Genomic DNA, 13,670 nt, shown 5'->3' with positions numbered 1-13,670 from the left:
GAGAATGCAGTGCCTCGACCCGGCGGGATTCTTTATGCGCTTCATGCACTTTGCCTTTGCCGTCCTGCTGCTCCTGCCGCTCGCTGCCTGCGCGACGACAGGACCGGCGGCCTATCTGGTGGAAACCAGCGGTCCCTATACGCTCGACTCGGGAGACGTGGTGCGGGTGACGGTCTACGGGGATGCCAATCTCACCAACACCTACCGCGTCGATGACAGCGGCGCCGTCGCCTTCCCGCTCGTCGGGCCGGTCAATGTCCGGCACCAGACGACAACGGCGGCCGCCGCCCGACTCGCGGCAGCCCTTGCCAACGGCTACATGCGCAATCCTGACGTTGCGGTGGAGGTCGCCGAATACAGGCCGTTCTTCGTCCAGGGCGAGGTGATCAATTCCGGCCAGTTCCCCTACGCCCACGGCATGAGCGTGCGCGCCGCGATCAGCCTTGCCGGCGGTTTTACCGAGACGGCCGACCGCTCGCGCGCCATCCTCTATCGTCGACAGGGACATGAGATGGCGCGCGGAATCGTCGATCTCGATTTTCCCATCGCGCCCGGCGACACCATCGTTATCGAAGAACGTTGGTTCTGATGGCAGCCACTGGCGGGCGCAGCCTGCGGGTCCTCCAGGTCATGCGGGCGCCCGTGGGCGGTCTCTTCCGCCATGTGGCCGATCTATCGGTCGAACTCAGCCGGCGCGGCCACGAAGTCGGCCTCGTCGTCGATTCGCTTGCCAGCGACTCGCAGACGCAGGAGAAGCTCGCCGCGCTCACCCCCAGCTTGACGCTCGGGGTCCATCCTTATGTCATGCCGCGCCTGCTCGGCCCTGGCGACCTTGTCGTGCCGCTGCAACTTGGCGGTCTTGGCCGGAAGCTGCGAGTGGATATCCTGCATGGCCACGGCGCCAAGGGCGGGTTCCACGCCCGGCTGGCCGCCCGGCCGCGGCGCGACTCAGGCACGCTCTATACGCCCCATGGCGGCGTGCTGCACTTCAGCACCACCTCCTCTTCGGGAAGACTCTTCCATCGCCTCGAACGCCTGCTGATGCGGCGCACCAGCGCCATCATCTTCGAAAGCAATTATGCCCGGGCGACCTATGCGAGTGCCATCGGCGAGCCGACCTGCCCGGCGAGCGTCGTCCACAATGGACTGCGCGAAGACGAGTTCGACCCGGTCACCCCCGATGCCGATGCGGCCGACTTCGTCTTCATCGGCGAATTGCGCCGGCTCAAGGGCGTGCACGTGCTGCTCGAGGCTTTCGCCGGGGTGACGAATGCAGGCGGTGAGCCCGCGAGTCTCTTCGTCGTCGGCGACGGACCGGACCGGCGGGAATTCGAGGCCATGGCAGCCGATCTGGGGGTTGCCGGACGGGTGGTCTTTGCCGGAGCCGGCCCCGCGCGACAGGCCTTCCGGCGCGGACGTTGCGTCGTCGTGCCGTCGCTCGCAGAATCCTTGCCCTACATTGTCATGGAAGCCGCGGCCGCCGGCCTACCGGTCCTCGCCACACGGGTGGGAGGTGTCCCCGAGATCTTCGGACCGGCCGCCGACCGCTTGGTGCCAGCCGGCAACGCCGAAGCACTTCGCAAATCGATGCAACGGGTTATCCTGGAGAGTTCAACCGCTGCGGCAGAAGCAGAGGCTTTACGCAGGAACGTCGAGGAGAACTTTTCTACCTCACGTATGGCCGACGCTATCGAGGCACTTTATTTCGCATCGATCGGTAGAGGCTGAAGGCCCATTTTCACCGACTTTTCACCCATTCTGTCCATAGTGGCTTCGCAAATTTGCGAGTTCACGGCGACAGGATGTTCCGACTAGACCCCAAGCAGGCCGTGATGGAGCACGTCTCCGTTGGCAAGGCGGCCGGCGAACCGATCTCGAAATTGTCCGCGGCCGCCGAAGCGATCATCGCCTCACCCGTCGAGCGGACCGTCTCGGGTGCGGTCATTGCGGGCATCGCCCAGATCGTGGAAGCGGTGCTGTTGTCGCTCCTCGGCTATGCGATCTACCGCGGCTATATCGGCGGGGGCGAGGACACGTTCTACGTTCCCGTCATCCTGGCCACGGCTTTGCTTGCCAACATCGCATTCCATGTCGCCGACACCCACCGTATCGCGTCTTACCGGTTGCTCATCGGTCAGATCTCGCGGGTACTCGCCGCCTGGGCCATTGTCGTCGTCGTGCTGACGGTCGGCATCTTCATTTTCAAGGCCTCGGACCAGGTATCGCGTGTTTGGCTCGTCACCTGGTTCGCAGCGGGCGCGCTGCTGCTTTCGGTCTACCGCGTCGCGCTCAGGGCCCTCGTGCTGCGCTGGACACGGATGGGGCGCCTGAAGCGGCGCACCGTCATTGTCGGCGGCGGCAAGGATGCAGGCGATCTCATCGACCAGATCCACGCCGGCGCCAGCAACGACATCAACCTCCTGGGGCTTTTCGACGACCGTGTCGACGAGCGTTCCCCCGAGACGGTCGCCGGCTGCCCCAAACTCGGGCGTGTTGCGGACCTGGTCGAATTCGCCCGGCGCACGCCCGTGGACCTGGTCATCGTCTCCATGCCGCTGTCGGCGGAAAAACGCCTGCTCGAGATGCTGCGCACGCTCTGGGTACTGCCCGTCGACATACGCCTTTCCGCCCATATGAGCCGGCTCAAGTTCACGGATCGCGCCTATTCCTATCTCGGTGATGTGCCGGTCTTCGACATGGCGGACCGGCCGATCTCAGACTGGAACCTCGTCTTCAAGTGGGTGTTCGACAAGATTGTCGCCATCATCGCGCTGGTGTCGCTTTCGCCGGTGATGGTGGTGACCGCCATCGCCATAAAATGCGAAAGCAAAGGGCCGGTGTTGTTCCGGCAGAACCGGCACGGCTTCAATAACGAGATCATCCGCGTCTACAAGTTCCGCTCGATGTATACCGACCGCACGGACGCGGCGGCTTCGACACTCGTCACCAAGGATGACCCGAGAGTGACCCGCGTCGGCCGATTCATCCGCAAAAGCTCGATCGACGAACTGCCGCAGCTTTTCAACGTGCTGAAGGGAGATCTCTCGATCGTTGGTCCGCGCCCGCATGCGATGGAAGCCAAGGCCGACAACGCCCTCTACTACGAAGCCGTCGAGGGCTATTTCGCCCGCCACAGGGTGAAGCCGGGCATAACCGGCTGGGCGCAGGTCAACGGCTGGCGCGGTGAAACCGATACGATCGACAAAATCATGCAGCGGGTCAACCACGACCTCTACTACATCGAGCACTGGTCGATCCTCTTCGACCTCTACATCCTGCTGATGACGCCGGTCTCGCTGATCTCCAAGAACGAGAACGCCTACTAGAGCGTCAGGGACCACAGGTCACGACCTGCGAGATAGCGGGCGGCCAACTCGGCAGTGCCGTTGGCAAAGCCCGGCTCATGGCCCCTTGCCAGTTCTGTGTCGTTGTGCGAGCCGATCCAGGCGAGAAGAGCCATGCGGCGCAGCAGCACCATGGTATCGAGTGCTGCTATATCCTCACGGGTCACAGCGCGTTGCGGCAGGTAGCCGCGCAGCCACGCGTCCTTGAGCGAGGCGATCTCCGGCTCTGTTTCATGGAACGAAACGGCCGCGGCAAAATCGTAGGCGAACCAACAGAAACCACTGTCGTCGAAGTCGATGAGCGAGACGCGCTCCTCGTCGACGAGCAGGTTGCCCAATCTCATATCCGCGTGGATCAGCCCAAAGCGATCGGCATCGGTTCCGTAGGCGGCAAGATCGGCGCGCAGCCGCTCGTCCAGCCGGTCGAGCACGGTACGGACAGAGCCGTCGACGCCGGGCGCCGACCGCCAATCGCCCCACAGACCGTCCGAGTCTAGCACCTGGTCGGCGCTCCAGACGTGGCGGGTGAAACCGGAGGGTCTTGCCCAGTTCGCAGCATGCTCGTGCATGCGCGCGGCATAGCCGCCCAGGATCTCGAAGATCGGTTCCAGGCCGGAGCCGAAGCTCGGCTCCCTGCCCTCGATGTGGCCAAAGAGCACGCAGTGCCGCAAGTGCCCGTCCTCATCGATCGACTGCAGCAGAAGGTCATCGTGGCCGGCCAGCGGCTGGGGCACGGGCAGGCCGGTGTCAGCCCGCAGCGCGTCAAGCCAGGTAAGTTCGCTTTCAATCGACTGCGTCGACTGATAGCCGGGTCGATGCACACGAAGACAGTAGCGGGCGCCGTCGGCTGCTGTGATCGCGAAGGTGTGATTCTCGGAGAAGTTGACGAGCCGAATACCGACGGCCGGTGCGATCGGCCATTGTTTGAGCGCGCGAACAGCGAAAGCGGGTGAGGGATGCATCTTGAAGGACCGCTCCTGCCTGAAAGCCTGTTGGCCGACAAGCCGGCAGCCCGATCACTGGGCGCGGCGAAGGAAGAATGGTCGGAGCGGCCGGATTTGAACCGACGACCCTTTGTCCCCCAGACAAATGCGCTACCAGGCTGCGCTACGCCCCGACGCCCGGAGACATAAGGAAATGGGCGCTTTGACGCAAGAGGGCAATTTCGGCTCTGTGGAACAAAAGCCGGAAAAATGATCTGCGCGGTAACGCCGTGCTCCCTCGATACGCCTGTTGGCCCAATGCGGCCTCGCGTGTATGACGGATCCATGACAACAACGCTCTTCAAGATATTGGCCTGGTCCGCACTTCTGGCGATCGTGGCCGCAACACTCTCTCCCATAGAAATGCGCCCGAGGCTTGCCATGCCGGTGGATCTGGAGCGGCTGGCCGCCTTCGCAGTTATCGGCCTGCTGTTCGCCTTGGCTTACCCCCGCAGGATCTGGATCGCCGTGGCGATCGTTGCCATTGGCGTGCTCGGCCTGGAATTGCTGCAACTTGTTCGCCCCGATCGGCATGGCCGGGCCGAGGACGCGCTGGTGAAAGCGGCGGGTGCGTTGGCGGGTCTCGGCACCGGGTGGATCATCGTTCAGTTCAGACTGTGGCAGGGGAAGGCTGGATGACAGAACCTTCACCCTGAGCGATTGTCGTCGCTCTTGACCGAAGCTCCAGCGCCGGGGGCAGCGATGAGTCGATTCACTGAAAACTGGGTCTACGGCGGCACAGCGGCAGCTGGCATGCTTTGCCATCGCCGTTGGCCTTTTCTAGCTTATTGGAGCCACGCTGTCTGCCGTGTTTCTGTTGATGCCGGCCTACATGCTCCATCAGTTCGAAGAGCATGTTGACGACAGGTTCCGCAGGTTCGTCGATCAGGAGCTTGGCAACGGACGCCCCGTCCTGACGAGGCTGGATATCTTCCTGATCAACGTGCCGGGGGTATGGGGTATTTTTGCCGGCTCCTTTGCACTCTCTGCCACAGTGGCCCTCGGCTACGGCCTCATCCCGGCCTATTCGGCACTCATCAACGTCTTCATGAACGTTGCGCCAGCGATAAAGATGCGTCGCTACAATCCAGGCCTAATCTCGGCGCTGCTGCTTCTCCTGCCCACCTCAATCTGGGCAATCACGCAGTTGTCGCAGGCCGAAGGCGTCACGTGGCCGTACCACGTGCTTGGCGTCGGTCTGGGTGCCGCCATCCACATGGGGATCATGGCGCTTGCCGCCAAGCGCCTTCGGAGCGGCATGCCACGGCCGGCGTAGACGCCGTGGCCTGTTCAGGCGCGCATCTCTATCCGGGCGGACTAATAGCTGATGACTTTGTCGCACTCGGCGGTGAGTTGCACCAACTTGTTGGGCATGCCGGGCGAAGCGCCGCGCAGGGCGATGTCCTCGGGTGCAATGTTGCGAGCCTTTGCAGACAACCCTGAGAAATAGACCTCCGCAGTACCTGCGTTGATGGCCTCTAAGTGCTCTGAGAGCTTTCCAGTGCCGATGCCTTGCACGCTGGCCGCGCCCTCGGCCGTGAGGAGGCTCACGCCGTCGCCGGCGACAAACAGCACGAGTTGATGTCCCTCTTCGATGACTGTCCGAGCGACGAGGAACGCCAGAGCTGCCTTGGTTGGGTCGCTCGGTCCCACGGTCACATGCACGAGTATCCTAGCCATTTTCTCCTCCTTGTGCGGGCAGAATAGCACCTACCCGCCGATGGAGAAGGCCGGAACTAACCCAACCTGACGAAAGAGCCTGCGGCTCCAGGTGCGTCCGGTATGGCAAAGTCCCCCGCCCGCGCCACCAGGGTGTCGTAGAACACGGTAAGGCCGGGCTCGATCCGGCTCGCCAGGGCCCGGCACTCGGCAAGCAGATCCGGCTCTGGCCTCCTGGCCAGGCGGGCGCAAAGCGCCTCGTGCTTTTCCCTCAGTGCCGTGAACGCGGGCGAGCCAGCCAGATCTTTCCCGCCGACGAGGAGGTGGACGGGCTGGCGCTCGGCGACCCCCTTTAGACTGACGCAGCCGCCAGGCAGCAGCGCCATCTCCGGGACTGCCTCCGCCGTCGTCCCGGCAAGCAGGATGTCGTAGTGAACGTGCTTGCAAGCGTCCTCGATGCGCGCGGCGAGATTGACCGTGTCGCCCACGCACGAATAGTCGAAGCGATCATGCGATCCCATATTGCCGACCAGTGCCTCACCCGAAGCGACGCCGATGCCGATGGCGATCGGCTGCCGCTCCCCTAGATTGTCGCCTGTGTTGAGCGCCGCGACCGCCCGGCGCATGGCCAGAGCCGCCCGGCAGGCGTGCTGCGGGTGTTCGGGCACGGCAAGCGGGGCGTTCCAGAACGCCATGATGGCGTCACCCATGAATTTGTCGATGGTGCCGTTCTCGTCGGTGATGCAGCGGCCGAGCCCATCGAACAGGGTGGTGAGGAGGCGCAGGAGTTCCTCGGGGCGCAGACGTTCGCTGATCGCGGTGTAGTTGCGAACGTCGCAGAACATGACCGAGAGATCCTTGACCTCGCCGCCGAGTTGCAGGGTGTCGGCTTTCTCCTCGATCTCGGCAAGGAGCGAGGGGGCGACGTAGTGGGCGAAGGCATTGCGCAGCCGGCGCCGATCGGCGTCGGTGACGGCGAAGCGGAAAAAGACCATGGCCGCGTAGAGGACGACAGCGCCAAGCAGCAGAAAAGTTGCGTCGAGCAGCACGCCGAAGTTCGAGAAAGCGACCCAGGAGGCAGCGGCGCCGCCGAGGGCGGCGAGAAAAGAGACGATGAGCCCGACCTTGGGGCCGGCAAAGGTCACCGCAAGCACCAGCACCACGCCGACTGCCGCAAAGAGTAACATTTCGAACCCGCCGACCCAGTCGGCGCGGTGGAGATACGTTCCGGCAAGAATCTGCTCGAGCGCCTGGGCGTGGATCGAGACCCCGGCCACAGGCTCGCCGAGCGCGGTGCGCCGGATATCGAAAAGACCCGCTGCCGAGGTCCCGACGAACACGATCCGGCCCGCAACACTTCCGGCAAGGTCGACGTGGCCATCGGCGAGGATATCGCCGGCCGAGATGGTGGTGCCCTGCCCTGCTGGACGATAGTAGAGGCGCAGGGCTCCGGAAGCGGTTGTCGGCACTGTCCACTGGCCGAGACGCACGCTTTCGAGGATGCCGGCGTCCGCCGTATCGCCGAGGACGACAATGGTCGTCTCGCCGGCGGCGACGCGCAGAGCTTCGAGGGCAAGGGTCGGGACAATCGTCTCGCCCTGCCTCCAGACAAGCGGCAAGGTGCGCACCACCGCACCGGAATCGTCCTGGCCGAGGCTGATGACGCCGAGCCCGGTAGAGGCGGTAGCAAGCCCGGGCAGCGGCTGCACGACGCCCCGGAGCGGATGGATGGTCACCGGCTGTGCACCGCTGACGGCAATGCCGGTCTTGAGCGGTACGCTCCCGCTTGCAGCGCCGGGTCGATCGCTGAGCCCCAGGACACTGGGCGTGGCAGCGAGGGCTGCGGCAAATTCGTCATCGAAGTCGGGCCCGCCCGGAATGGTGCGGCTCGGCGAAGCTCGGTCGGGTTCGGCAAAGAGCATATCGAAGGCGATGGCGGCCGCCCCCATCTCCCCGAGCCGTTCGGTGAGCGTTGCCAGAAGGTCGCGGGGCCAGGGCCACTGGCCATGCGCGCCGAGCGAGGTTTCATCGATGTCGACCACCAGAACGGGCAGATCGGCTGCGGGACGCGGCTGCAGCTGTTGATAGTAATCGAAGGCAGTTTCACGCGCGGCGACCAGCGGATAGGGCTCGCTGGCCCGCAAGACCGTCAATGCGGCAACGAGGGCGAAGCCGAAGAGAATGGCGGCAGAACGACCGTTGAGCTTTCGTCTCGGCTTGGACATGTGCCCCTCAACACGCGCCGGCACCAATGCGGCGCTCAATCGGCCCGGATTTCGACGGAGGTCGGCGTTATCGCCGAGAAGACGCGTCCCTCCCGCCGGAAATCGCTCGGCGATTTGCCGGCGATCTTGCGGAAGGCCTTGTTGAAAGCGCTGAGCGAGCCGAAGCCACTTTCCATGGCCACCTGCAATACGCTCGCGCCATCCCTGAGCAGGTGCGCCTGGGCGTAGGACAGGCGCAGGAGCGTCAGGTACTCGTTCATCGTCATACCCGTCGACTTCTTGAACACGCTCATGGCGTATTTGGGATGGAGATCGGCGGCTGCGGCGATATCCATCGAGTCGATGTCCTGCATGAAGTTGGCGGCGATGAAGTCGCAGATGCGCGCTACGGCGCGGGAGGACTGCTGGTCGGATGCTTCGCTCTCGCGCCCATTCTCGCACTCGCCCACGATGCGGTATGGCTCGAAGCGCACGCGTTCTATGCGCAGCAGCAGTTCGTCGACCGCGTGCTGTGCTTGCGCCGTACTGCCATGGCGGGCCCAGCTATACCAGCGGGCGAAGTTCACCCTGTCCGCTTCATCGGTAGCGGACGTTACGAGGACCGCGCCCTTCATCAGGCGGCCAGCAATGTCGGTAGGCAGGCGGAGGCGAAAGAAGTGGACGAGCGGCAAATGCGCCCCGGCGTAGAGGACGTCATCGGAGGTATCGTCCAACTGATGGGGCTGGCCTCCCCAGAACAGGCAGAGTTCGCCAGCGTTGAGAGTCAGATCGTGGTCCCCCATGATGTAGTGGACCGACCCTTCGACGACGAAGTTCACCTCGACTTGGGCGTGCCAGTGCGGCTTCAGCATGATGGGCGGGCGGTTATGGAACATCTGCAGGGCCGTCGGCAGGCCTTCGACACTGCTGGCACCCGGCTGATAGATCGCTCTAGTCGGCAAGGTGAGCTCCACCACGTCCATTTGCCCTGCCCTCGAGTCCAGTTCCGACAGCACCTTACTTTTCGCCAAGTGCTCGCTCTCCTCAACCGATATCCAGCGAATGGGCATCTTACTTTTCGCCCAGTCCGCGTTCCCTTTGTCAGGGACACGTTCCCATAACACGCTACTGTACCCGTGCTTGCAAAACGCGGGCAAACGAAAAGGGAGGACTTCATGTCTAGCATCGCACTTCGGTGGCGCCGCACGCTTGCCGTCGCGCTCACCGGCGTCAGCCTGTTCAGCGTCACCGCCGCTTCGGCAGCCGAAATCACCGTCTGGTGCTGGGACCCGAACTTCAACGGCGCGACCATGGAAGAGGCATTCTCGCGCTATCAGGCCGAGCATCCGGACGACACCATCAATGTCGTGATCTTCGACAAGGCCGCCATGGAGCAGAAGCTTCAGGCTCAGCTCGCTTCGGGCACCACCGAGGGCCTGCCCGATATCGTGCTCATTGAAGACTATCGGGCGCAGAAATACCTGCAGTCGTTCCCCGGCGCATTCGAGCCGCTCAACGATCACGTCGATTATTCGACCTTTGCGCCCTACAAGGTAGAACTGGCGACCGTCAATGGCCAGACCTATTCCTTGCCATTCGACTCCGGCGTTACCGGATACTTCTACCGCTCGGACCTGATGGAAGAGGCCGGCTATACCGCCGAAGACCTCGAGAACATCACCTGGGATCGCCTGATCGAGATCGGTGTCGACGTCAAGGAAAAGACCGGCGAGACCCTGCTGCCGATCGATCCGAACGAGGCCGGATGGCTGCGCATCATGATGCAGTCCGCAGGGACCTGGTATTTCGACGCCGAGGGCAATGCCACCATCGTCGACAACCCGGCGATCAAGGCCGCGCTCGAGACCTACCAGCGCTTGGCTGCCGCTGACATTTCCAAGCCGGTTTCCGGCTGGACCGAGTACACCGGCAGCTTCACCTCGGGCGACACCATCTCGACCTATTCAGGCGTGTGGATGACCGCCACCATCAAGTCCAACCCCGATCAGTCCGGAAACTGGGGGGTTGCTCCCATTCCGCGCCTCGACGGTATCGAGAGCTCGGTCAACGCCTCGAACCTGGGCGGATCGAGCTGGTATGTGCTGTCCTCGGCTCCTCAGAAGGACATGGCGATCGACTTCCTCGCAGAAATCTGGGGCAAGGATGTCGACTTCTACCAGAAGATCCTCGTCGATCAGGGCGCGCTCGGCTCGCTGATGGCGGCTCGCGAAGGCGAGGCCTATCAGGCCAGCGACGAGTTCTTCGGTGGCCAGCCGGTGTGGCAGAACTTCTCAACCTGGCTCAGTGAGATTCCGTCGGTCAACTACGGCATCTTCACCGAGGAAGCCGACGCAGCCGTGGTGGCGCAGATTCCGGCGATCACCGGCGGTGGCAATATCGATGAGATCATCGCCGCCATCGACGCCCAGGTCCGTCAGCAGATCCAGTAACACCTGGCAATACCGGTGGCGGCCAGACCGCCTCCGGCCTCCCGCGATCCCGCGCCAAAAGGCGCGGGATTGTCGGCAATGGTTGGCAAGAGCCACTCCCATTCTGATTGAACCAGAATGGAAGCTCTGAGCTACTGAATTGGCGCGTTTCCGAACCGCAGAGGTGGCACACTTTGGCTGAAGACGCTCTAGAGACGCGGGGCCGACAGGTGACGCGATCGAACCTGGCACGCAGTGAGCAGTTCAATGGCTGGGCGTTCGTCATGCCCGCCCTGGTGCTGCTCGGTATCTTCATGGTCTATCCCATCCTCTGGTCGCTCTGGATGAGCTTCCAGGTCGGGCGCGGGATGAACTTCAGTTTTGGCGGCCTCGCCAACATCATTCGACTGACCCAGGATCCGGTGTTTCTGAGAGCGCTCAGCAACACCATGCTGTTCCTTGCCGTGCAGGTGCCGATCATGCTGATCCTGGCGCTGCTCTGCGCCAGCGCGCTCAACGACAGCAAATTATGGGGCCGCGGCTTTTTTCGCACGGCGATATTCCTGCCCTGCGTCACCTCGCTGGTGGCCTATGCGGTCGTCTTCAAATCCATGTTCGCGCAGGATGGCATCCTCAACCAGATGCTGATGGGCCTCAACTTCATATCCGGGCCCATTCCTTGGTTCTCCGATCCGTTCTGGGCAAAGGCCGTGATCATCTCAGCCATCACCTGGCGGTGGACCGGCTACAACATGATCTTTTACCTGGCTGCCATGCAGAACATCGATCGCTCGATCTATGAAGCGGCCAGGATCGATGGCGTGCCGGCCTGGGCCCGGTTCTGGTACATCACCGTTCCGATGCTCAAACCGGTGATCCTCTTTACCACCGTCATTTCCACCATCGGCACTCTGCAGCTCTTCGATGAGCCTAACCTGCTGACGCAGGGTGGACCGTCGGATTCGACGCTGACGCTCTCGATGTACATCTACAATCTGAGCTTCAGGTTCATGCCCAGCTTCGGCTATGCGGCGACGGTCTCCTATGTGATCGTGGTCCTGGTCGGTATCCTGAGCTTCCTGCAGTTCCTGGCCGCGAGGGACCGGCGCAGATGAGCAATCCAATCGCCCTTCTCGGCCGCACCGCACAATACGTGCTGTTGTCGTTCGCGGCCTTCATCTCGATATTCCCGTTCTTCTGGATGGCGGTGGGCGCGACCAACACCTCGCCCGATATCGTGCGCGGCAAGGCCACTCCCGGCAGCGCACTCCTCACCAACATCGTGACGTTCTTCACGTCCGAAGACCTGCCGCGTGTCCTGTTCAACTCGTTCTTCATCGCCGGCGTCGGAACGGTGCTGACGCTGCTGGTCTCGTCGCTCGCCGGCTACGGCTTCGAGATTTTCCGGTCGCGCGTGCGCGAGAAGGTCTTCGGCGGGATGCTGCTGATGTTGTCGATCCCGTTCGCGGCACTGATGATCCCGCTCTTTGTGATGATGGCCAATCTCAAGCTCATCAACACCTACCAGGCGATCATCCTGCCTACCGTGGCGTCGATCTTCATCATCTTCTACTTCCGGCAGGCGACGAAGGCTTTTCCAACCGAGTTGCGCGATGCGGCGCGCATCGATGGCCTCAAGGAGTGGCAGATCTTTCTCCACGTCTACATGCCGGTGATGCGTTCGACCTATGCGGCGGCGACGATCATCGTCTTCATGACCCATTGGAACAATTATCTGTGGCCGCTCATCGTGCTGCAGACCAACGACATGAAGGTCCTGACCCTCGTGGTGGCAAGCCTCACCTCCGCCTACAACCCCAACTACGGCACGGTCATGGTCGGCGCGATCGTCGCGACGCTCCCCACCCTCGTCATCTTCTTCCTGCTCCAGCGGCGCTTCGTCGAAGGCATGCTGGGCGCGGTCAAATAAGGTCAACACCATGAGCAGCGTTAAGCTAAGGGGCGTGCGCAAGTCCTTTGGGTCGGTCGAAGTCATCAAGGGCGTCGACCTCGACATCGACAGCAAGGAGTTCGTCGTCTTCGTCGGACCATCGGGCTGCGGCAAGACCACGTTGCTGCGCATGATCGCAGGGCTCGAGGGGATCACGACCGGTGATCTCGAGATCGGTGACGCGCGGATGAACGAAGTCGATCCGTCCAAGCGCGGTATCGCGATGGTCTTTCAGTCCTATGCACTCTACCCGCACATGACGGTGCGCGAGAACATGGGCTTTGCCCTGCGCTTTGCCCGTGTGCCCAAGGACGAGATAGCGAGGCAAGTGGAGGGTGCCGCGCGCATCCTGGCGCTCGAGCCGTTGCTCAACCGGTTCCCGAAGGAACTCTCCGGCGGCCAGCGGCAGCGCGTCGCCATCGGCCGGGCGATCGTGCGTCAGCCGGAGGTGTTCCTGTTCGACGAACCGCTGTCGAACCTCGATGCGGAACTGCGGGTGCACATGCGCATCGAGATCGCGAGGCTGCACAAGGAACTGAAGACCACCATCGTCTATGTGACCCACGACCAGGTCGAGGCGATGACGCTGGCCGACAAGATCGTGGTGCTGCGTGACGGCATCATCGAGCAGGTCGGACGTCCGCTCGACCTCTATGACGATCCGGCTAACCAGTTCGTTGCCGGCTTCATCGGCTCGCCGAAAATGAACTTCCTTTCGGCCCAGGTGAAGGAGGTCGGCTCCGGCGGTGTAACTATCGGCCTCGTCAACGAGGGCGATGCTTCGTTGCGCATGCCGGTTGCTCCCAACGGGACCAAGGTCGGCGACACCGTGACACTCGGCATAAGACCGGAGCATTTCGGCGACGCCGGCCAGGGCGGCGCAGATCTCACAGTGGCCGTCGACGTTGCCGAGCACCTGGGCTCGACCAGTTACATCTATGCCAACACCACTTCCAGCGAGCAGATCATCATCGAACGCGAGGAGTCCCGCTCCGAGATCGGCATGGACCAGGTCACGGTCTCGATCTCTGCCGAAAAGGCGTTCCTCTTCGACCAAAACGGCGTCCGGCTGCGTTAAGCCGCGCCACTACACATCTAGA

Annotated in this window: 13 protein-coding genes and 1 tRNA gene; 9 read left to right on the top strand and 5 right to left on the bottom strand. The window is 62.9% G+C overall.

Annotation, left to right across the window (positions count from 1 at the left end; all coding sequences use genetic code 11):
- Positions 1-4 precede the first annotated feature (4 nt).
- The 3 genes from QQK18_RS18000 to QQK18_RS17990 all read left to right on the top strand — a co-directional run bounded on the left by QQK18_RS18000 (position 5) and on the right by QQK18_RS17990 (position 3,326).
- Complete coding sequence (locus QQK18_RS18000; protein ID WP_284341749.1) at positions 5-589, top strand: polysaccharide biosynthesis/export family protein; 585 nt, start codon at positions 5-7, stop codon at positions 587-589.
- Positions 589-1,728, top strand: coding sequence for a glycosyltransferase (locus tag QQK18_RS17995; protein ID WP_284341748.1), 1,140 nt, complete (start codon positions 589-591; stop codon positions 1,726-1,728). Before QQK18_RS18000 ends, QQK18_RS17995 begins: the two co-directional genes overlap by 1 nt.
- A gap of 74 nt (positions 1,729-1,802) precedes the next feature.
- On the top strand, positions 1,803-3,326 hold the full coding sequence (locus QQK18_RS17990) for an undecaprenyl-phosphate glucose phosphotransferase (RefSeq protein WP_284341747.1): 1,524 nt from the start codon (positions 1,803-1,805) through the stop codon (positions 3,324-3,326).
- On the opposite strand, the gene QQK18_RS17985 is transcribed toward QQK18_RS17990, so the two are convergent.
- A complete protein-coding gene (locus QQK18_RS17985; protein ID WP_284341746.1) occupies positions 3,323-4,306 on the bottom strand; it encodes a phosphotransferase enzyme family protein in 984 nt (327 codons plus the stop codon). The two genes, QQK18_RS17990 and QQK18_RS17985, sit on opposite strands and share 4 nt — an antisense overlap.
- Positions 4,307-4,384: 78 nt before the next feature.
- Positions 4,385-4,461: transfer RNA gene (locus tag QQK18_RS17980), tRNA-Pro, on the bottom strand.
- Positions 4,462-4,612: 151 nt separating this feature from the next.
- Here QQK18_RS17980 and QQK18_RS17975 point away from each other — a divergent pair.
- Positions 4,613-4,966, top strand: a complete 354-nt coding sequence (locus tag QQK18_RS17975) for a VanZ family protein (RefSeq protein ID WP_284341745.1) — start codon at positions 4,613-4,615, stop codon at positions 4,964-4,966.
- Positions 4,967-5,135: 169 nt separating this feature from the next.
- Complete coding sequence (locus tag QQK18_RS17970; RefSeq protein WP_284341744.1) at positions 5,136-5,603, top strand: HXXEE domain-containing protein; 468 nt, start codon at positions 5,136-5,138, stop codon at positions 5,601-5,603.
- A gap of 41 nt (positions 5,604-5,644) precedes the next feature.
- Here QQK18_RS17970 and QQK18_RS17965 read toward each other — a convergent pair whose 3' ends face one another.
- The 3 genes from QQK18_RS17965 to QQK18_RS17955 are packed head-to-tail and all read right to left on the bottom strand — an operon-like array spanning position 5,645 to position 9,173.
- Positions 5,645-6,007: a DsrE family protein gene (locus QQK18_RS17965; RefSeq protein WP_284341743.1), complete on the bottom strand. Its 363-nt coding sequence runs from the start codon at positions 6,005-6,007 to the stop codon at positions 5,645-5,647.
- A 56-nt stretch (positions 6,008-6,063) separates the two neighbouring features.
- Positions 6,064-8,211 (bottom strand): CHASE2 domain-containing protein, encoded by a 2,148-nt coding sequence (locus QQK18_RS17960; RefSeq protein ID WP_284341742.1) that lies wholly within the window; start codon positions 8,209-8,211, stop codon positions 6,064-6,066.
- Positions 8,212-8,246: 35 nt separating this feature from the next.
- The gene (locus QQK18_RS17955) at positions 8,247-9,173 is read right to left on the bottom strand and encodes a helix-turn-helix domain-containing protein (RefSeq protein WP_284342055.1); all 927 of its coding nucleotides are present in this window, start codon (positions 9,171-9,173) and stop codon (positions 8,247-8,249) included.
- 192 nt (positions 9,174-9,365) lie between these two features.
- Here QQK18_RS17955 and QQK18_RS17950 point away from each other — a divergent pair, with 192 nt between their 5' ends.
- The 4 genes from QQK18_RS17950 to QQK18_RS17935 all read left to right on the top strand — a co-directional run bounded on the left by QQK18_RS17950 (position 9,366) and on the right by QQK18_RS17935 (position 13,648).
- Entirely contained in the window at positions 9,366-10,640 is a 1,275-nt protein-coding gene (locus QQK18_RS17950) for an ABC transporter substrate-binding protein (protein ID WP_284341741.1), read from the top strand.
- A gap of 263 nt (positions 10,641-10,903) precedes the next feature.
- A complete protein-coding gene (locus QQK18_RS17945) occupies positions 10,904-11,734 on the top strand; it encodes a carbohydrate ABC transporter permease (protein ID WP_284342054.1) in 831 nt (276 codons plus the stop codon).
- Positions 11,731-12,549, top strand: coding sequence for a carbohydrate ABC transporter permease (locus tag QQK18_RS17940; protein ID WP_284341740.1), 819 nt, complete (start codon positions 11,731-11,733; stop codon positions 12,547-12,549). The genes QQK18_RS17945 and QQK18_RS17940 overlap by 4 nt, the downstream gene beginning before the upstream one ends.
- A 10-nt stretch (positions 12,550-12,559) precedes the next feature.
- Positions 12,560-13,648 (top strand): ABC transporter ATP-binding protein, encoded by a 1,089-nt coding sequence (locus QQK18_RS17935; RefSeq protein ID WP_284341739.1) that lies wholly within the window; start codon positions 12,560-12,562, stop codon positions 13,646-13,648.
- The last annotated feature ends 22 nt before the right edge of the window (positions 13,649-13,670 follow it).

The organism is Devosia nitrariae (assembly GCF_030160115.1).
In the GTDB taxonomy this organism is placed as follows: Bacteria; Pseudomonadota; Alphaproteobacteria; order Rhizobiales; family Devosiaceae; genus Devosia; species Devosia nitrariae.
Note: the sequence above shows the minus strand (reverse complement) of the source record. Positions and strands in the feature narration are given on the sequence as shown.

What these genes read in the sequence shown, in the direction of transcription:
- QQK18_RS17965 (WP_284341743.1), bottom strand. Translation starts at nt 6,007, where the DNA reads ATGGCTAGGATACTCGTGCATGTGACCGTGGGACCGAGCGACCCAACC.
- QQK18_RS17940 (WP_284341740.1), top strand. Translation starts at nt 11,731, where the DNA reads ATGAGCAATCCAATCGCCCTTCTCGGCCGCACCGCACAATACGTGCTG.
- QQK18_RS18000 (WP_284341749.1), top strand. Translation starts at nt 5, where the DNA reads ATGCAGTGCCTCGACCCGGCGGGATTCTTTATGCGCTTCATGCACTTT.
- QQK18_RS17945 (WP_284342054.1), top strand. Translation starts at nt 10,904, where the DNA reads ATGCCCGCCCTGGTGCTGCTCGGTATCTTCATGGTCTATCCCATCCTC.
- QQK18_RS17995 (WP_284341748.1), top strand. Translation starts at nt 589, where the DNA reads ATGGCAGCCACTGGCGGGCGCAGCCTGCGGGTCCTCCAGGTCATGCGG.
- QQK18_RS17950 (WP_284341741.1), top strand. Translation starts at nt 9,366, where the DNA reads ATGTCTAGCATCGCACTTCGGTGGCGCCGCACGCTTGCCGTCGCGCTC.
- QQK18_RS17975 (WP_284341745.1), top strand. Translation starts at nt 4,613, where the DNA reads ATGACAACAACGCTCTTCAAGATATTGGCCTGGTCCGCACTTCTGGCG.
- QQK18_RS17935 (WP_284341739.1), top strand. Translation starts at nt 12,560, where the DNA reads ATGAGCAGCGTTAAGCTAAGGGGCGTGCGCAAGTCCTTTGGGTCGGTC.
- QQK18_RS17960 (WP_284341742.1), bottom strand. Translation starts at nt 8,211, where the DNA reads ATGTCCAAGCCGAGACGAAAGCTCAACGGTCGTTCTGCCGCCATTCTC.
- QQK18_RS17985 (WP_284341746.1), bottom strand. Translation starts at nt 4,306, where the DNA reads ATGCATCCCTCACCCGCTTTCGCTGTTCGCGCGCTCAAACAATGGCCG.
- QQK18_RS17955 (WP_284342055.1), bottom strand. Translation starts at nt 9,173, where the DNA reads ATGGACGTGGTGGAGCTCACCTTGCCGACTAGAGCGATCTATCAGCCG.
- QQK18_RS17990 (WP_284341747.1), top strand. Translation starts at nt 1,803, where the DNA reads ATGTTCCGACTAGACCCCAAGCAGGCCGTGATGGAGCACGTCTCCGTT.